The 17,372-nt window shown below is 62.4% G+C and carries 21 protein-coding genes; 15 read left to right on the top strand and 6 right to left on the bottom strand.

Translation table 11 applies throughout. The features are described from left to right. Positions 1-14: 14 nt before the first annotated feature. The 10 genes from BLS51_RS13505 (at position 15) to BLS51_RS13460 (ending at position 9,196) form a co-directional block, all read left to right on the top strand. A complete protein-coding gene (locus BLS51_RS13505; RefSeq protein ID WP_090189076.1) occupies positions 15-194 on the top strand; it encodes a Flp family type IVb pilin in 180 nt (59 codons plus the stop codon). 56 nt (positions 195-250) lie between these two features. Continuing rightward, entirely contained in the window at positions 251-781 is a 531-nt protein-coding gene (locus BLS51_RS13500) for an A24 family peptidase (protein ID WP_090189079.1), read from the top strand. An 85-nt stretch (positions 782-866) separates the two neighbouring features. Continuing rightward, positions 867-2,234, top strand: a complete 1,368-nt coding sequence (locus BLS51_RS13495) for an ATP-binding protein (RefSeq protein ID WP_090189082.1) — start codon at positions 867-869, stop codon at positions 2,232-2,234. Further along, positions 2,231-3,082 carry a Flp pilus assembly protein CpaB gene (cpaB, locus tag BLS51_RS13490; protein ID WP_090189085.1) on the top strand — a complete coding sequence of 284 codons (852 nt, stop codon included), beginning with the start codon at positions 2,231-2,233 and terminating at the stop codon, positions 3,080-3,082. The genes BLS51_RS13495 and cpaB overlap by 4 nt, the downstream gene beginning before the upstream one ends. 7 nt (positions 3,083-3,089) lie before the next feature. Continuing rightward, positions 3,090-4,526, top strand: coding sequence for a type II and III secretion system protein family protein (locus BLS51_RS13485; RefSeq protein WP_090189087.1), 1,437 nt, complete (start codon positions 3,090-3,092; stop codon positions 4,524-4,526). Beyond that, positions 4,526-4,780, top strand: a complete 255-nt coding sequence (locus BLS51_RS13480; RefSeq protein ID WP_090189089.1) for a hypothetical protein — start codon at positions 4,526-4,528, stop codon at positions 4,778-4,780. Before BLS51_RS13485 ends, BLS51_RS13480 begins: the two co-directional genes overlap by 1 nt. Further along, complete coding sequence (locus BLS51_RS13475; protein WP_090189093.1) at positions 4,777-5,949, top strand: CpaE/TadZ family protein; 1,173 nt, start codon at positions 4,777-4,779, stop codon at positions 5,947-5,949. Before BLS51_RS13480 ends, BLS51_RS13475 begins: the two co-directional genes overlap by 4 nt. Before the next feature lie 2 nt (positions 5,950-5,951). After that, on the top strand, positions 5,952-7,295 hold the full coding sequence (locus BLS51_RS13470) for a TadA family conjugal transfer-associated ATPase (RefSeq protein WP_090189096.1): 1,344 nt from the start codon (positions 5,952-5,954) through the stop codon (positions 7,293-7,295). Positions 7,296-7,300: 5 nt separating this feature from the next. After that, the gene (locus BLS51_RS13465; protein WP_090189099.1) at positions 7,301-8,278 is read left to right on the top strand and encodes a type II secretion system F family protein; all 978 of its coding nucleotides are present in this window, start codon (positions 7,301-7,303) and stop codon (positions 8,276-8,278) included. A 12-nt stretch (positions 8,279-8,290) separates the two neighbouring features. Beyond that, complete coding sequence (locus BLS51_RS13460) at positions 8,291-9,196, top strand: type II secretion system F family protein (RefSeq protein WP_090189101.1); 906 nt, start codon at positions 8,291-8,293, stop codon at positions 9,194-9,196. Positions 9,197-9,286: 90 nt separating this feature from the next. Here the strand turns inward: BLS51_RS13460 and BLS51_RS13455 are convergent, their stop codons facing one another. From BLS51_RS13455 to BLS51_RS13445, 3 genes are all read right to left on the bottom strand, one after another. Further along, entirely contained in the window at positions 9,287-10,054 is a 768-nt protein-coding gene (locus tag BLS51_RS13455; protein ID WP_090189103.1) for a GIN domain-containing protein, read from the bottom strand. Between the two features lie 25 nt (positions 10,055-10,079). Continuing rightward, positions 10,080-10,262 carry a hypothetical protein gene (locus BLS51_RS13450; RefSeq protein ID WP_090189105.1) on the bottom strand — a complete coding sequence of 61 codons (183 nt, stop codon included), beginning with the start codon at positions 10,260-10,262 and terminating at the stop codon, positions 10,080-10,082. Between the two features lie 113 nt (positions 10,263-10,375). After that, complete coding sequence (locus tag BLS51_RS13445) at positions 10,376-11,278, bottom strand: LysR family transcriptional regulator (protein WP_090189107.1); 903 nt, start codon at positions 11,276-11,278, stop codon at positions 10,376-10,378. 153 nt (positions 11,279-11,431) lie between these two features. Here BLS51_RS13445 and BLS51_RS13440 point away from each other — a divergent pair, with 153 nt between their 5' ends. Both BLS51_RS13440 and BLS51_RS13435 read left to right on the top strand, forming a co-directional pair. Beyond that, entirely contained in the window at positions 11,432-12,406 is a 975-nt protein-coding gene (locus BLS51_RS13440) for an alpha/beta fold hydrolase (protein WP_090285750.1), read from the top strand. Between the two features lie 128 nt (positions 12,407-12,534). Beyond that, positions 12,535-13,524: an alpha/beta fold hydrolase gene (locus tag BLS51_RS13435; RefSeq protein ID WP_090285747.1), complete on the top strand. Its 990-nt coding sequence runs from the start codon at positions 12,535-12,537 to the stop codon at positions 13,522-13,524. A 33-nt stretch (positions 13,525-13,557) separates the two neighbouring features. Here the strand turns inward: BLS51_RS13435 and BLS51_RS13430 are convergent, their stop codons facing one another. Further along, entirely contained in the window at positions 13,558-13,935 is a 378-nt protein-coding gene (locus tag BLS51_RS13430) for an HVO_A0114 family putative DNA-binding protein (RefSeq protein ID WP_090189109.1), read from the bottom strand. 65 nt (positions 13,936-14,000) lie between these two features. Beyond that, the gene (locus tag BLS51_RS13425) at positions 14,001-14,882 is read right to left on the bottom strand and encodes a dienelactone hydrolase family protein (protein WP_090189111.1); all 882 of its coding nucleotides are present in this window, start codon (positions 14,880-14,882) and stop codon (positions 14,001-14,003) included. A gap of 63 nt (positions 14,883-14,945) precedes the next feature. Here BLS51_RS13425 and BLS51_RS13420 point away from each other — a divergent pair, with 63 nt between their 5' ends. After that, positions 14,946-15,734 (top strand): substrate-binding periplasmic protein, encoded by a 789-nt coding sequence (locus BLS51_RS13420; RefSeq protein WP_139168703.1) that lies wholly within the window; start codon positions 14,946-14,948, stop codon positions 15,732-15,734. A gap of 4 nt (positions 15,735-15,738) precedes the next feature. On the opposite strand, the gene BLS51_RS29330 is transcribed toward BLS51_RS13420, so the two are convergent. After that, entirely contained in the window at positions 15,739-15,942 is a 204-nt protein-coding gene (locus BLS51_RS29330) for a hypothetical protein (RefSeq protein WP_139168702.1), read from the bottom strand. A 218-nt stretch (positions 15,943-16,160) separates the two neighbouring features. On the opposite strand from BLS51_RS29330, the gene BLS51_RS13415 reads away from it, so the two are divergent. Continuing rightward, on the top strand, positions 16,161-16,472 hold the full coding sequence (locus BLS51_RS13415; RefSeq protein WP_090189116.1) for a carboxymuconolactone decarboxylase family protein: 312 nt from the start codon (positions 16,161-16,163) through the stop codon (positions 16,470-16,472). A 531-nt stretch (positions 16,473-17,003) separates the two neighbouring features. After that, the gene (locus tag BLS51_RS30570) at positions 17,004-17,201 is read left to right on the top strand and encodes a recombinase family protein (RefSeq protein WP_307188151.1); all 198 of its coding nucleotides are present in this window, start codon (positions 17,004-17,006) and stop codon (positions 17,199-17,201) included. Positions 17,202-17,372: the final 171 nt, after the last annotated feature.

Below are 17,372 nucleotides of genomic sequence, written 5' to 3'. Positions count from 1 at the left end.
CCAAGGAGTACGACATGAACTCGCTGATTGCAATGGCAAAGGAGTTTGCGCGTGACGAAGATGGGATCACGGCCATCGAATACGGCCTGATCGCGGCAACCATGGTAACCGCCGTGATGACGGCGTTTGCCTATCTGGGGCCGGCGCTGGGCGATGCCTTCGAGGCCATCGCCGATCACATCAAGAATCCGTAAGCACCAGGGCTTTCCAGTCGCAGCCAGGCTGGAAAGCCTTTTCGCGGAGCCTCCTCATGTTGAACGCCATCGAAGTAATCCTGATCTGCCTGGTTGCCCAGGCGGCGCTGACCGATCTGGCCATGCGCAAGATTCCTAACGTGCTGATCCTCAGCGGCCTGGTGCTGGCGCTGCTGCTGCACCTGCTCGCCGGACCACCGTGGGCGCCGCTATCGCACTGGTTCGCCGGCGCCATGGCCGGTTTTTTTTTATTCCTGCCGCTGTACCTGCTGCGCGGCATGGCCGCCGGTGATGTCAAGCTGATGGCCATGGTTGGCAGCTTTACCGGGCCGGGCGCGGCGTTGAAAATCGCCGCGCTGGCGTATGTCACCGGCGGCGTGATGGCGCTGACACTGCTGCTATTCAGCGGCCGCTGGCGGCAGGGCATGCGCAACCTGGCGTTGATCTGCAAGCCACTGCTGCTGCGCCTGCTCGGCGTGCCGCTGCTGCCGGTTCCTTTGCCGCCGTCAGCCAGCGCGGGCGGCATCCCATATGGCGTGGCGGTGGCGCTGGCCACGGTCGGTTTCATCGTCTCGACGCATCGCTGAACAGAGCTTGCTTCAAGTCAATGTCCACACGGCACAGGTGGATAGACTTGATTCCACGCCGAACTATTTCCTTGCGGAGATTACGATGCTTGCCCTGGAACCACCATTCCCTTACACCCAGCTGCTTGACGCCGAGCCGGAGTCCGTGTTGCCGCCGCAGCCGAAATCGGTGCGCGACACCGGCCTGCCGCAGCAGTTGATTGTCGAACTGGCCGCGAAGGCGCTGTACCTGGGCGGCAAGAGCCACCTGCCGGTGCTGACCACCCGGCTGCACCTGTCAATCAATGTGCTGCGCGAAGTGCTCGATTTCATGGTGGCCGAACACGTGGCGGAAGTGGCGTGGCGCGGCGACTCCGACATCGACGTTCAATATCAGCTGACCAGCACCGGCAAGCAGCGCGCCAGTGCGTGGCTGGAACGTTGCCCGTATGCGGGGCCGGCGCCGGTGACGCTGGAAGCCTATCGCGCCATGGTCGAACGCCAGGCCTTGCAGGCGCCACCGCCGGGCGCCGAGGAACTGGCGGCTGAATTCTCCGACGACTTCCTGGCGCCAGCGGTGCAGCGCATGCTGGGCGCTGCCATGCACGCCGGCCGCAGCATGCTGCTGTACGGTCCCTCCGGCAGCGGCAAGTCGCTGCTGGCGCGCCGCCTGGGCGGCCTGCTGCAAGGCCTGGTGGCGGTGCCGCACGCCGTGGTGGTGGGACAGGATATCGTGCAGGTGCATGACGCGGCGGTGCATCGTCCGCCGTCGCCACGCCAGGCGCGCTTGTCGCAACCGTCGCCTGAGCGGCGCAGCAGCGATCCGCGCTGGGTACTGTGCCAGCGTCCCGTGGTGGTGCTGGATGGCGCGCTGGATGCGGCCATGCTGGACCTGCAACTGGATGCGGCCAGCGGCTGCTACCGCGCGCCGCCGCAGATGAAGGCCAACAACGGCCTGCTGATCGTCGACGACCTGGGGCGCCAGCGCATGCCGGCCGCCGAACTGCTGGACCGCTTTGCGCAAGCGCAGGAGGCGGGCCGCAGCGTGCTGTCGCTGGCGGGCAGCTATCATTTCCATGTACCGTGCCGCCTGCGGCTGGTATTTGCCACCAGCCAGTCGCCATCGATGCTGCTGGACGAGGCAGCGCTGCGTCGCGTCGGCTACAAGATTCCAGTTGGCGCGCTGGGCACCGCCAGCTATCGCACGCTATTCCGCCAGCAGTGCCTGAGCATGGGCGTGGCGTATGACGAGACAGCGCTGCGCTATCTGCTCGATGAACTGCACGCGGGCAGCGCCCTGCCTCTGCTGGCCTGCTACCCGCGCGAGATTATCGGACGCGTGGCCGACTTTGCCGGCTACCTCGGCGAACCGGCGCGGCTGTCGGTGGCGACGCTGGAGCAGGCCTGGGTCAGCATGTTTGCCGATGCCGGAACGCGTACGGTGGACGATGTTGTGGAGCCTCGGATAGCATGAAGAACCGGCGCGCAGTGTTGATGATGGCCTTGGCCATCGTGTTCGGACTGGCGGCGGTGGCGCTGGCTTCGCGCTGGCTGCTGCGGCAGACGCCGGGCGCATCCAACAAGATTGTGGTGGCGGCAGCAGACGTCAGCCTGGGCCAGCGGCTGACGCCAGAGATGCTCCGGCAGATCGACTGGCCGGCGGACAGTCTGCCGCGCGGCGCGCTGACCGATACCAGCAAGCTGGTTGGCCGCGTGCTGAAAACCAGCGTGCTGCGTGACGAGCCGCTGAGCGACGCCAAGCTGGCGCCTTCCGGCACGCTGGGCGGCCTGTCGGCGCTGATTGCAGAGGGCAAGCGCGCCATCACTGTGCGCGTCAACGATGTGGTGGGCGTGGCGGGATTCGCGCTGCCGGGGAACTTCGTCGACATCATTGTCAACACACAGGCCAATGACAGCGCCATCTCCAAGATCGTGCTGGAGCGGATACTGGTGCTGGCGGTAGCGCAGGAAGTGGGACGCGATGAGACCAGGCCGCGCGTGGTCAACGCGGTGACGCTGGAGGTGACGCCGGAACAGGCCGAGAACCTGGACCTGGCGCGCAGCGTCGGCACCTTGTCACTGGTGCTGCGCAACCAGGTCGATCCCCGCCCCGGTACCACGGATGGCGCTACCAAGGGCACGCTGCTTGGCACGCATGCGCGGCAGCAGGTAGCGGTTGCTGCTGCGCCGGCGTCGCCGGCCACTGCAACTGCGCTGACGCCGGTGGCGCGGCCGCAGGTGCAGGTCGCGGCCACAGCGCAACGTACACAGTTCTGTGTCGGTGTCATCGCGGGCGCGCAGCGCTCGCAGGAATGCCTGTGAGCGCGCCATGGACCGCCACCTCCATGCTTGGGCGCTATGCGCCGCCCTGACGCTGGCCGCACCATTACGGGCGGCACCGGTCGCCGCGCAACCCCGGCCCGAGCCGGCGCCTGCCGATAGCGGCAGCCTGCGTTGCACCGGCCAGGCGGCGCAGCCGATCAACCTGACGCTGCAACCCGGAAAATCAACGCTGATGCGCATGCCGGAAACAGTGCAGGCACGCAGCATCGGCAACCCAGCGGTGCTGCAGGCGATGCTGGTGGCGCCGGATACGCTGTATGTGGTTGGCGTCGACATCGGCAGCAGCAATATGATCGTGCAGGGTCGCAGCGGCTTGTGCAACGTTGTGGAAGTGATCGTCGGTATCGATCCCGGTGCCTTGCAGCAGGCCCTTGCCGCGCTGATGCCTGAGCAGAAGGATATCCACGTCAGCGCCGCCGGTGACACGCTGGTCATCAGCGGCACCGTCGATGATGCGCCCACCGCCGCGCGCGTGCTGGAACTGGCCACCGCCTTCGTGCGGCGTCCGGCCCAGCCGCTGGCGCTGGATGGCAAGCGCAGCGAGGGTACGTCCGCCTCGGCGCAATCGGCCAGCAGCGCCGCCGCGCAGGCCAGCGCCCGCATCGTCAATTTCCTCAATGTCGGCGCGCCGCAGCAAGTGATGCTGGAGGTGAAAATCGCGGAAGTGTCCAAGTCACTGCTGGACAAGCTGGAAGCCAATGTGTCGCTGCGTTTTGGCGGTGGCAGCTGGGCCAGCAGTCTGACCACCAGCCTTGTCAGTGACACGCTGAAAGGCCTGCTGAGAATCGGCTCACGCGGCGCCATCGCCGCAGACAAGAAAGATGCGCTGGTGCGCATGCTGGCCGAGCCGACGGTGATGGCGGTCAGTGGCCAGGAGGGCAGCTTCCTCGCCGGTGGCCGCATCCTGGTGCCGGTCGCGCAGGACAACAACAAGGTCACGCTGGATGAAAAGGAATTCGGTGTTGGCTTGCGCTTCACGCCCACCGTGCTGGCGGGCGGCCGCATCAATCTGCGCGTGGCGCCGGAAGTGTCCGAGATATCGCGTGAAGGCATCGGCATCTCGGCCGCAGGCTTCTCCGGCACCGCCGTGCTGCCGCTGTTCACCACGCGCCGCGCCAGCACCACGGTGGAGTTGTACGACGGCCAAAGCTTCGCCATTGGTGGCCTGATCAGGAACAGCCAGAGTTCCAACATCCACGGTCTGCCCATTCTCGGCGAACTGCCGGTGCTGGGCGCGCTGTTCCGCAGCACCGACTTCCAGCAGGACCGCACCGAGCTGCTGTTTGTCGTAACGCCGCATCTGGTGCGGCCGCTACCCGCCAACTACCAACTGCCGACTGACAGCGTCACCACGCCAGGCCGTACCAGCCTGTTCCTGGGCGGCCGCATGGAAGGCGCGCCGGAACCTTCCAGCAAGGAGTGATGATGCGTTACCTACCGATACTGCTGGCCGGCGCCTTGTCCGCCTGCACCAGCACCACGCCACACTGGGACAGCCGCTTTGGCCTCGATACGCGCACGGCGCTGATGCAACAGGTGGCCGATCCCGCCGCCGCCCATAACACCGATCCGGTGGCGGGCATGGACGGTCGCGCCGCGCGTGCCGCTTACGAACGCTATCAGAAAGCCAGCGGCGAGGCACAGCAGCCAGCGCTGGTGAGTGGAGCCGCCAAATGAAAGCGCTGATGGTCAGCAAGGACAGCCTGCTGCACGCGGAGCTCGCGGCGCAAGGATCGGCACGCATGCCGGCGGTGCAACTGGTAGCGTCGCGCAACGGCCTGCGCGATGCGGTGGAACGCCCGCTGTCCGAAATGCCGGAGCTGGTGGTGCTGGACGCCAGCGACATCGCCGGCGAAGAAGGCGACCTGGTTGAACGCCTGGGCAAGCAGTATCCATCGGCCACTTTCATGCTGCTGACGCGCGACCCGCAACAGGACTTGCTGATACGCGCCATGCGCGCCGGCATGCGCGAAGTGCTGCCGCTGCCGCTGGTACACCGCGCTTTCCACGAGGCGATGGACCGGATCGAGGTGGCGACCGGCCTGAGTCCCGTCCGCGAGGGCAAGGTGCTGGCCTTCATTTCCTGCAAGGGGGGGAGCGGCGCGACCTTTTTATCGACCAACTTCGGCTACGCGCTGGCCGCGCTGGCGGACAAGAAGGTGTTGCTGATCGACCTGCACGGCCAGTTCGGCGACGCCACGCTGTATGTGTCGGACCAGAAGCCGGCGATGACGCTGTCCGACATCTGCGCGCAGATCAGCCGCATGGATGGCGCCTTCCTCGATTCCTGCCTGGTTCACGTGGCCTCCAATTTCGGCGTGTTGGCGGCAGCGGATGATCCCAACCGCACGGTCGACATGAAGCCGGAACATATGGATACCATCCTGCGCATCGCGCGCCAGCACTATGACTTCGTGGTGCTGGATGTCGGCCGGCAGATCGACGCCATTTCGCTACGTGCGCTGGACCAGGCGGACACCATCTATCCGGTGCTGCAACTGGCGCTGCCGGATATCCGCGACGGCCGCCGCCTGCTGGACATTTTCCGCTCGCTGGGCTATCCGAGCGAGCGCACGCGGCTCATCGTCAACCGCTACGAGAAGGGCGGCAAGCTGCGCCTGATGGATCTGGAGCAGGCGCTGGGCGCGGATGTGGTGCACACGGTGCCCAATGATTACCTGTCCGCGACGGACTCCGTCAATCAGGGAATACCGGTGCTGCAGCTGTCGCGCGCCAGCGCCGTGGCGCGCAGCCTGGCGGAACTGGTGGAACTGGTGGCGGCACGTCGCGTCGCCGAGAGCAAAGGGCTATTTGATCGCATCTTTGGCCGCAACGATGGAGGATGATGATGAGCTTACGCGAACGCCTGTCACATGCGGACGAGGGCCGCGCCGCCAATGGCCTTCCGGGCCTGGCTGCCGCAGCCTACCAGGATCTGAAGAAGAGCATGCACCAGACTATCCTCGATCGCATCGACCTGGAACGGCTGAAGCGGCTGACACCGGAGCAGTTCAAGCACGAGCTGGCGCTGCTGGTCCAGCGCATCATCGAGGATGAGCGCATCGTGCTCAATCAGCATGAGCGGCACAACCTGGTGCTGGACATCCAGCACGAGATGCTGGGCTTTGGGCCGCTGGAGCCGCTGTTGGCCGACCCTGGCGTGTCCGACATCCTGGTCAACACGGCGGCCAGGGTGTATGTCGAACGCGCGGGCAAGCTGGAACTGACCGAGACGACCTTCAACGATAACGCCCACCTGATGAAGATCATTGAAAAGATCGTTTCGCGCGTGGGCCGGCGGGTGGACGAATCCAGCCCGATGGTCGATGCGCGCTTGCCGGATGGCTCGCGCGTCAACGCCATCATTCCGCCGCTGGCGATCGATGGACCGATCCTGTCGATACGCCGCTTTGCGGTCAACCCGCTCAGCATCGACAACCTGCTGGACTTCCGCAGCCTGACGCCGCCGATGGTGGAGGTGCTGAAAGCGCTGGGCCAGGCAAAGATCAATATCCTGGTATCTGGCGGCACCGGCTCCGGCAAGACCACCATGTTGAATGTTCTATCCGGCTTTATTCCCGCGCACGAGCGCATCGTCACGATTGAGGATGCGGCTGAACTGGCGCTGCGCCAGCCGCATGTGGTGCGGCTTGAAACGCGGCCGCCGAATATCGAAGGCAAGGGCGAAGTGAATCAGCGCTCGCTGGTGCGCAACGCGTTGCGCATGCGGCCGGACCGCATCATCCTCGGCGAGGTACGCGGGCCGGAGGCGCTGGATATGCTGCAGGCGATGAACACCGGCCATGAAGGCTCGCTGGCCACCATCCACTCCAACACGCCGCGCGATGCGCTGTCGCGGCTGGAGAATATGGTGGGCATGGCTGGTGTGAATCTGACGCCGCGCGCGACACGGCAGCAGATCTGCTCCGCCGTCACGGTGGTGATGCAGGTGTCGCGCCTGACCGATGGCACGCGCAAGCTAGTCAGCCTGCAAGAGGTCACCGGCATGGAAGGGGAGGTGATCGCCATGCACGAGATTTTCCGCTTCGAGCAGAAAGGTGTGGACGTGCATGGCAAGGTGCAGGGACAGTTTTCCGCCACCGGTGTGCGGCCCCGCTTTGCCGACCGCCTGCGCATGTTTGGCGTGCCGGTGCCGGACGCGGTGTTCGATCCCGACAAGATCTACGAGTAAGCACCATGGACGGCATCTTCACCGCATTCGTCGTGCTGCTGTTTGCGGCTGTGATCCTGATGATAGAGGGCGGCTGGCTGTGGTGGTCCGGTGCGCATGGCGGCGCCGCGCGGCGTATATCGCGGCGTTTGCGCATGATGGCTGCGTCCGGGCAGGGCGGTATCGAGCGCGTGGATATCCTCAAGCGCCGCACCTACAGCCGCCATCCCGCGCTGGAAAAACAGCTGCGCCGCATTGGCCGCCTGGCAGCGCTGGACCGCCTGCTATTGCAGGCTGGTGTGCGTTGGTCGGTGGCGCAGTTCCTTGGCTGTTCGCTCATGCTGATGGCGGCAGGCCTGCTGCTGCCAAAGATCATCGGCATGCCGTGGTTGCCCGCCATCGGCACACTGCTGCTGGCTGCCGGATTGCCTTGGCTGACGTTGATGCGCATCCGTGCCGCGCGCCTGCACAAACTGGAGGAGCAATTGCCTGAAGCGGCCGACTTCCTCGGCCGCGCGCTGCGCGCCGGCCATTCCTTCGCCAACGTGATGCAGATGGTCGGCGAAGAGATGCCCGATCCTATCGCCGCCGAATTCAAGTTCGCCTACGAGGAAATCAACTATGGCGTGCCGATGAATGAAGCCTTGCACAACCTGGCATTGCGCGTGCCGCTGACCGATCTGCGTTACCTGGTGATCGCGGTGCTGATCCAGCGCGAATCGGGCGGCAACCTGGCCGAGGTGTTCGGCAATATCAGCCGCCTGATACGCGCGCGCCTGAAGTTGTTGTCGCAGGTGAGGGTAATGTCTGCCGAAGGCCGCATGTCGGCCTGGGTGCTGTGCCTGCTGCCGCTTGGCGTGATGGCGCTGATGGCGTTGGCCAATCCGGCCTATGTGCGCGTGTTGTGGACAGATCCTGTCGGTGTCAAATTGATGTGGTATTCGCTGGCGGTGGCAGTGAGTGGCGTGCTGTGGATGCGCAAGCTGATACGCATCCGCGTCTGAACGGAGGACAGCATGGGTGGCTCGCAGATCATATTCCTGGCGATAGTGTTCGTGGTCGCTGCTGGCATTGCGGTGGCGGCGCTGCTGGCGTTTTCGCCGGTGGCCTTGCGCGAGCGGCTGAACGAGGTGATCGAACCCACCGCTGCCACGCCCGATGTGGCCAGCACCGGCTGGGTGGAAAAGGTGGCACAGGTGGCGCAGCCGTTTTCACGCTTGTCGCTGCCGGAGGACGGCTGGGAGAAGTCGCCGCTACGCACACGCTTCATGAACGCCGGCTGGCGCAGCGCATCGGCGCCATCATTGTACTTCGCCACCAAGACCTTGCTGGCGCTCGTGTTGCCTGCCATCGGTGCGCTGGCGCTGCAAAAGGGATGGATGCCCCTGCTGCTGATGTTTGCTGGCATAGGCTACTACCTGCCCAACGCGGTGCTGGCGCACAAGGCGGCGACGCGCAGCCGCGAGATATTCGAAAACTTTCCCGATGCGCTCGACCTGCTCACCGTTTGCGTGGAGGCGGGCCTGAGCCTGGAACGCGCGCTGGCCAAGGTGGCGGGCGAGATCCACATCAAGAGCATGGCGCTGGCGCAGGAGCTGCAACTGGTGCTGATGGAGATGCGCGCCGGATTCACCAAGGAACGCGCCTTGCGCAACCTGGCCTTGCGCAGCGGCGTGGAGGATGTCGACACGCTGGTGGCGATGCTGATTCAGTCGGAGCGCTTCGGTACCAGCATGGGCGATTCGCTGCGCATCCATTCCGATAATCTGCGCGGCAAGCGCAGCGTGCTGGCAGAGGAAGCCGCCGCCAAGATCGCGCTGAAGCTGTTGTTCCCGCTGGTCTTCTGCATCTTCCCGACGCTGATGCTGGTGCTGATCGGCCCCGCTGCCATACAGGTCTACCGCATGATGCAGGCGCACTAAAAAAAACCGTCCGAAAGGGAGGCCCCTTTTGGACGGTAAAAACACACCCATGTGTTTCCGATAGCCCGGCCACGCAGGCCGGAGCGTTCCTTACTGCCAGCTCACGTTGCCCATGCCGCGTGCGCTGGCGTTACGATTGGTAGGGTTGCCATACACCTTGGCCGAACCCATGCCCGTTAATTTCAGACTGGCGCTGGTTTTCGCGTACAGCGCCGCGCTACCCAGGCCGCTCATCCGGACGTCGATGGCGTCCGCGTGCAGCTGCTCCGCATCCAGGCTGCCTACGCCGCCAAGGCTGGCGTTCAGTTGCCTGGTCTGGCCGACCACCTCGATGCGGCCGGCGCCGTTCAACTGCAAGTCGACGTTGTCGCTCTTGCCGCCGTTGATGGTCATGCCACCCACGCCGCCGAGACGCGCATCGATATTGCGGTACTGCGCATCGACTTTCACCGAGCCCGCGCCCTCCAGTGCCAGGCGCAGATTGTCGCCGTTGAAGCCACTGATTTCGGTGGCGCCGACACCGCCGGAAGTCAGTGTGCGCAGATTCGGCAGCGTCAGTTCGGCGCGCAGTTCGCGCTTGTTGCCGAAGCTGATGTTGTTCATCTTGCTGGTGCCGATGTGCAGCGTTTCGCCGCTCTGTTCGACCACCACTTTTTTTACTGCGTCCGGTTCACCGTAGATCGTCAGCGACGCAGTCGGGCCTTGCTTTACCTTGAGGCTGATGACGCCGTCCAGTTCGATTTTCACGGCGCGCGCATCAACGCTGCGGCTCTCGCTGATCACCTCGGCGGCCTGCGCGGCGTATGCGCCGCTGCCCAGTACCGTCGCCAGCATCGCGGCCTTCAGATATTTTTTCATGATGCGCTCCGTCGTCGGGTGTGAATTACAGGGCTGCTTTTTCAGCAGCGGTCAGGCGCTTGGCAGTGACCGTCACGCTAGGGATGCTCACCGAGTCAGCCTTGATGTTGATGACTGGCGGGTTGACCGCAGCGGTAGCGAACGAGGTGGCGCTGACAACAACGACAGCAGCGGCGAAGATGATTTCCATGTTTTTTGCGATGTTCATTTTGAGCTCCTTGTGGGTGGTTAGTTCGTTGCGTTGAGTGAACTATAGACAAGGGCTATCCGTCCATCCACCGGGATGTGACGAACTGCAAAAAACGGGGGGCAGAATGCGTTTTAAGGGTTTAAAGCTGCGCCGCACAACAGGTGTTCGTTGGCAGTATAGACCTGCGACAGCCAGGCGGAGACGGTTTTAAAGCGGGCGATGCCACCGGCGTCGCGGTGGCTGAGCAGCCAGATATCACGTTGCACTTCGACCGTGGCGCCGATGCGCAGCAGGCCTTCCTGCTGTCCCATGATGCACGGCAGCAGCGCCATGCCGACGCCGGCGCGGGCGGCGCGCACCATCGTGCTCAGGCTGTTCACCTTGAGCACCTTGCGTGGCTGTGGTTCCATCGCTGCCAGCCATTGCATCTCGCCGGTGCCGGACAGCGCGTCGTCATAGGCGATCCACGGCTGCGTGCCCCAGCAGCCGCGCGGCGTGCCGGCGAACTTTTCATGGCCGTAGACAGCGAAGCCCATGTCGCCCAGCTTGCGCATCACCAGCGCTGCGTCTTCGCTTGGCTTGCCCAGACGCAGCGCGAAATCGGCCTCGCGGCGGGTGAAGGAGAGATTCTGGTTTTCCGCCTGCAGCGTCAGTTGCAGATGGGGATGCTGGACGTGCAGGGCAGGGACGTGTTCCAGCAGCCAGTAATCGAACAGGAAGTCGATCGAGGTAATGTTGACCGGGCCGGCGGTGGCGTCGGCCTCCTGCGACGAGGCTTGCAGCATGCTCTGGACGTTGCCGTAGACCGCCTCGCCATGCTCGACGAAGACTTGGCCGGCGTCGGTCAGCTGGTAGCCGGTGTTGTCGCGGATGAACAGGCGCAGTTTCAGCGCCTTCTCGGCGGCGGCGATGCGGCGGCTGATGGTCGAGGCATCGACGCCCAACTGGCGGCCGGTGGCGCTCATGCTGCCGCTACGGGCGAGCGCGAGGATCAGCGGGATGTCATTCCAGTCGAAGTCGTTGCTAGTTGGCATGAGGGGGTCTGCATTTTTGCAAAGTGGGCTTGCAGTGTTGTCTGTTCCACAAACGTTTTGCGGGGCCTAAGATTCACTCCATCGCAGCTGCAGAACGAAATGACTGTAGCACAACTACTGCATATCCATACATAGACTAAAAGGAAGAAGATCATGAACACAACCGTCAACCTGTCCCGCCGCAACGCATTCTTCAGCTCTGTCGGCGCCGCTGCTGCTGCCGTGGCCCTGCCGCTGGCCGCGCTGGGCAACGCTTCCGAAGCGCAAGCCGCCACCACCGGTCCGGTGACCAAGACCGCGAGTACCATCACCACCCGCGACGGCGTTGAGATCTACTACAAGGACTGGGGCCCGCGTAACGGCCAGCCAGTGATCCTGAGTCACGGCTGGCCGCTGAATGCGGATAGCTGGGAATCGGCAGCCTTCTTCCTGGCGAATAACGGTTTCCGCGTCATCACCCATGACCGCCGTGGGCACGGCCGTTCGAGCCAGCCTTGGGAAGGCAACGATATGGACCACTACGCTGACGACCTGGCGCAACTGATCGAAGCGCTGGATCTGAAGAACATCATTCTGGCTGGCTTCTCAACCGGCGGCGGCGAAGTGGCACGCTATGTTGGCCGTCACGGCACCAAACGCATCGCCAAGCTGGGCCTGATCTCGGCCGTGCCGCCGCTGATGCTGAAAACTGCTGACAATCCGGACGGCCTGCCGCTGGAAGTGTTTGACGGCATCCGCGCCGGCCAGGTGAAGGATCGTGGCCAGCTGTACCTGGATATCGCCTCCGGCCCGTTCTACAACTACAACCGTCCTGGCGCGAAACCATCGCAAGGCATCATCCAGGCCTGGTACGCCCAAGGCATGCAGGGTGGCTTCAAAAACACCTACGACTCGATCAAGGCCTTCTCGGAAACCGACTTCCGCGAAGATCTGAAAAAATTCGACAAGCCAACGCTGGTCATCCACGGTGATGACGACCAGATCGTGCCGATCAAAGCCGCCGGCATCGCCTCGGCCAAGATCGTCAAAGGTGCGAAACTGATCGTCTACCCAGGCGCACCACACGGTCTGACCGACACGCACAAAGACAAGTTCCACAACGACTTCCTGGCCTTCGCCAAGTCGTAATCAGGTGGGCCGCCTGCGGGCGGCCCCATAAAAATTCTAAAAATAGCTTGCTATTGGATTGTGTGCGATATATATTGAGTACATGTCGTTCGCAATTAAATCGTTAACTAACTAATTCGGAGCCTATCATGAGCAAAAATACCCAAGAGCAAGTCAGCCTGTCCCGTCGTTCGGCAATGTTTGGTGGCGCTGGCGCCGCAGCGGCAGCTGTCGCCATTCCTCTGGCTGCGCTGGTTGGCGGCAGCGCTGAGGCCGCACCGGTTGTGGCAGGCAAAGTGACTAAGACCGCGAGCACCATCACCACCCGTGACGGCGTTGAGATCTACTACAAGGACTGGGGCCCACGTAACGGCCAGCCAGTGATCCTGAGCCACGGCTGGCCGCTGAATGCAGATAGCTGGGAATCGGCAGCCTTCTTCTTGGCGAATAACGGTTTCCGCGTCATCACCCATGACCGCCGTGGGCACGGCCGTTCGAGCCAGCCTTGGGAAGGCAACGATATGGACCACTACGCTGACGACCTGGCGCAACTGATCGAAGCGCTGGATCTGAAGAACATCATTCTGGCTGGCTTCTCAACCGGCGGCGGCGAAGTGGCACGCTATGTCGGCCGTCACGGCACCAAACGCATCGCCAAGTTGGGCCTGATCTCGGCCGTGCCTCCGCTGATGCTGAAAACTGCTGACAATCCCGACGGCCTGCCACTGGAAGTGTTCGACGGCATCCGCGCCGGCCAGGTCAAGGATCGTGGCCAGCTGTATCTGGATATCGCCTCCGGCCCGTTCTACAACTACAACCGTCCCGGTGCCAAACCGTCGCAAGGCATCATCCAGGCCTGGTACGCCCAAGGCATGCAGGGTGGCTTCAAAAACACCTACGACTCGATCAAAGCCTTCTCGGAAACCGACTTCCGCGAAGACCTGAAAAAGTTCGACAAGCCAACGCTGATCATCCACGGTGATGATGACCAGATCGTGCCGATCAAAGCCGCCGGCATCGCCTCGGCCAAGATCGTCAAAGGTTCGAAACTGATCGTCTACCCAGGCGCACCACACGGTCTGACCGACACGCACAAAGACAAGTTCCACAACGACTTCCTGGCCTTCGCCAAATCGTAATGTGCACAGGCCCCGCCCACAAGGCGGGGCTTTTCAAATCAAGTCGGCTTCGAGTTTGAATCGTTTGGCAGTGAGGTGGACTTCTTCCACATAACCGTGATCTGGTATGAGCCGCTTTTCTATCGCCACAATGCCAAAGCGCTCCAGTTCATTGATGTCTCTCTGCACCGCGTTCGGCTGACGCTGAAGATGTTCAGCGATATCGCTGACAGAGCCAGGATGATCTTTAATCGCACTAAACAAGGCTCGGTTATCGGCGCGTAAAAGTTTAAGCAAGTCGGCCGGATCGCCAAACATGATGTGGCTTTCCTCCGGCAGCTCGCTCCCCTGATCGATAAGCCGCGCAACCCGACGGCTGTATTGGATGAACTGATCTTCATCGCAAGTTGTGATGGTGGTGAGAGTTTTCATGCTTGCTCCAGAGCCAGTGTCCGCCATGACCCAGCCTATAGCGGCCAAGTCATGGCAGCTTTGTTTTAGGCCAAACGGGTGCGGAAGAAGGAAATGGTCCGCTGCCAGGCGAGCTTGGCGGCGGCTTCGTCGTAGCGCGGCGTGGTGTCGTTGTTAAAACCGTGCTCGCCCTGGTAGACGTGGTGCTCGTATTTCACACCCGCCTCTTTCAACGCCGCCTCATAGCTCGGCCAGCCGGCGAGGATGCGTTCATCCTTGCTGGCGTCGTGGATCAGCAGATGGGCCTTGATGCGCGACACCTCTTCAGCCTTTGGTTGCGATCCGTAGAATGGCACTGCCGCCAGCAAGTCCGGCATCTGCGTCGCCAGATAGTTGGCGATGGCGCCGCCGTAGCAGAAGCCCACCACGCCCAGCTTGCCATTGCCCTCCGGCTGCTGCTTCAGCCACTGCGCGGCCGCGATGAAATCGGCGCGCGTCTTGACCTGGTCCAGCTTGCCGAACAGCGCGCGGGCCTTGTCTTCATCGCCGGGATAGCCGCCCAGCGTATGCAACGCATCCGGCGCGAATGCGATAAAGCCGTCCAGCGCAACGCGGCGCGCGATATCCTCGATATGCGGATTCAGGCCGCGATTCTCATGTACCACCAGCACCAACGGCAGCTTGCCCTTGGCGCCCGCCGGCGACACCAGATAACCGCGCACCGTACCATTGCCCTGCGGCGAAGGCAGTTCGACATAGCGGGCGTTGACGCGCTTGTCGTCCGACGTAATCACCGGCGCGGCGAAGCTCGGGCTCAGCGCGGTCAGCAGGCCGGCCGCCGTCACGCCACCCACCGCGTAGCGCGTGGCCGACGACAGGAAGTCACGACGGCTGATGCGGCCGTGTACGTATTGATCGAACAGCTTCAGCACTTCCGGATCGAAATCGGCAGCAGTCTTACGGTTCATCTGGCATCTCCGTCAAGAATAAAGATCTGACAAGTGTAGCCTATCAGCCGCTATACTCGTGGCATGAAGTACTGCATCGTTTTATTGTTACTGGCCTGCACCGGTGCACGCGCCGCAGCGCCTTGCATGCCGGTGCGCATCGGCTATTCCGACCGTGAGCGCGCGCCATACTACATGGGCAACGGCGGCGACGTCCCGGTCAAGCCCGGCGTGCTGGTGGAATTGTTCCGTGAGGCTTTCCGCAGCGTCGGCTGCCAGGTCGAGCTGGTGCGGCTACCGGTGGCGCGCGTGCGCCTGGCGCTGACCAGTGGCGTGATCGACATCGCCCCAGCCGATACGCCGGCTGATGATAAGGCTGGTTATCTGATTGCCACCAGTGTCAACGGCGAACCCGATCATCGCCGCGCATTGCGGACCATGGCGTATGTCTTTGTGCGTTCCAGTGATCGATTGTCAGCCGATACTGATCCGGCCAGCTATTTCAAGACGCATGTGCTGGCGGTGAACCAGGGCACCATCCTGGCCGAATATCTGAAGGCCGCCGGCCTGCATGTCGACGACGGCAGTTTCAGCTCTTGGAACAATCTGGACAAGCTGCGCCTGAAGCGGGTAGACGGCTTCACGCTGGCGTTGATGACGCCGGCCGCGCTCGATCCCTACGTCGCCAAGCGCTACGGCAAGCAGGTGACGCGGCTGGACAAGCCGGTACGCGTCTCATCGATGTGGCTGGGCGCCAACCGCCACTACTATCAGCGCAACCGCGAGCAAGTGGAAGCGGTGTGGAACTGGATCGGCGCCCACGGCGCGCAGCAGGTGGACGCCTTGTCGAAGAAATACGCGATCGGCCCATGAGCGCTCAGCGGCAGTTTTCGATGGCGTTGGAGGAAGGATTGTCTGTCTTGCGCCGGACCGATGCGGTGGACAGCACGCGCAGGATGGTTTCTTTCGGCACGCCGTAAGCAGCCAGATAGGCCCACGCGGTCGCGGCGCCACTGAGTGCTTCGAGCACGATGGCCTGCTCTACCACTTGGGCGAATTGATGGTTTAGTCTTGGTTGCATGATTCTCACCTCGTATCAAAAAATGCTCACGGGCTTGGGTGAGAATCAGAAGTCACAGTGGGGCGCAATGGCTGGGCGCCAGTGACTACGTCAGGAAAAGTGACTATAACAACTTTTCAGACGAGCACAATTTATCGTTTCAATCACAAAAGTGATCTGGATAGCAAAAGCGGTGATGATGGAATTACGGTAACGAGAATAATCAACGGAGAACAACGATGAGCATATCAAAAGCATTTTCATTGTTTATGCAGGAAGCGCCGGCGCACGCACAGGCGTGGATGCAGGCGGTAAAAGGCCTGGATGAGGCCAGTACCCTGGATAAGAAAACCGAAGAACTGGCCTATATTGCAGTCCTTGCTGCGACAGGCAATACCTCGGGAATTCCTTTTCATGTACTGTCAGCGAAGACCCACGGCGCGTCGAGGCAGGAGGTGTTGAGTGCTGTGTTGATTGGATTGCCCGCAGTTGGCGCTGTTGCGATTAGCGCACTTCCCGCCGCTCTTGAGGCTTACGATGGGGAAAACTAATAGGGCTTGGCATGAGCAACATCGTATGCCGAAAAATCCGACGTTGCAGCAGCGCGTCGAGTGGCACGTGGCTCACTCGAAAGCTTGCGGCTGTCGCGAAATCCCGCAGTCGATACTGCAAGCGCTCTCGGCTAAGCAGAAGTAGAAGGTCAGTCACGGAATGCATGTCTCCGCATTGGATGTCAGCGCAGCTGACCCGGGCATTGTTCTACAGATCCATGGCCCTGTGGCCTTCGCGGCGGTTATAAAAGGTCAGCTGGACTATCTGCAGCGCATTGTGGAGCTGTACTGGAAGGCCAGCGCGCGTGCGGCGAGTGGCGCATGTGTGTGTAGCCACCGCTGGTGCTGGATTGTAGAGGTGGCGCGAAACGCTGCCTCCCTCGCCTTATTTGCCGGGCCACTTCCAATCAGTCATCCGTTTGCCACTGCAATGCTGTTGCTCAGCAAATTGCCCTGTCTGCACGCCGCGACAAGTCCAGACTAGAACTCGGCTCTGGTTTTAGAATTGATCCCATTCCCAACCATAGTCATATGCGGTGCCGGCATAGCCCATTCCGCCACCTATCGCAGCCCCGCCTCCTGCTCCACTCCAGGTTTTGCACCGGCAAGATGATGCTGACGATGCTTGCCGCCGTGGCGGAGATGGAGTGTGATTTGCTCTTGGAGCATACGCAAGCCGGCTTAGCTCGTGCGAAGAGCGAGGGCAAAGGTGCTGGGTCGCTCGTCTAAGACCACGGCAGAGCAGCGGGCGGAAATTATCGTCAAGTACAGCGCGGGCGAGAGCATCAGCTCGCTTGCGCGCATATATTCGGTATAACGCGCGAACATTCTGGGCGTCATGAAAGCTTAGCGATGTACCTTTTTGTGCGCAGTGTTCGATTTAAACGCCGATTGCTCAAT

Source organism: Duganella sp. OV510, from assembly GCF_900100205.1.
Classification (GTDB): domain Bacteria; phylum Pseudomonadota; class Gammaproteobacteria; order Burkholderiales; family Burkholderiaceae_D; genus Rugamonas.
Note: the sequence above shows the minus strand (reverse complement) of the source record. Positions and strands in the feature narration are given on the sequence as shown.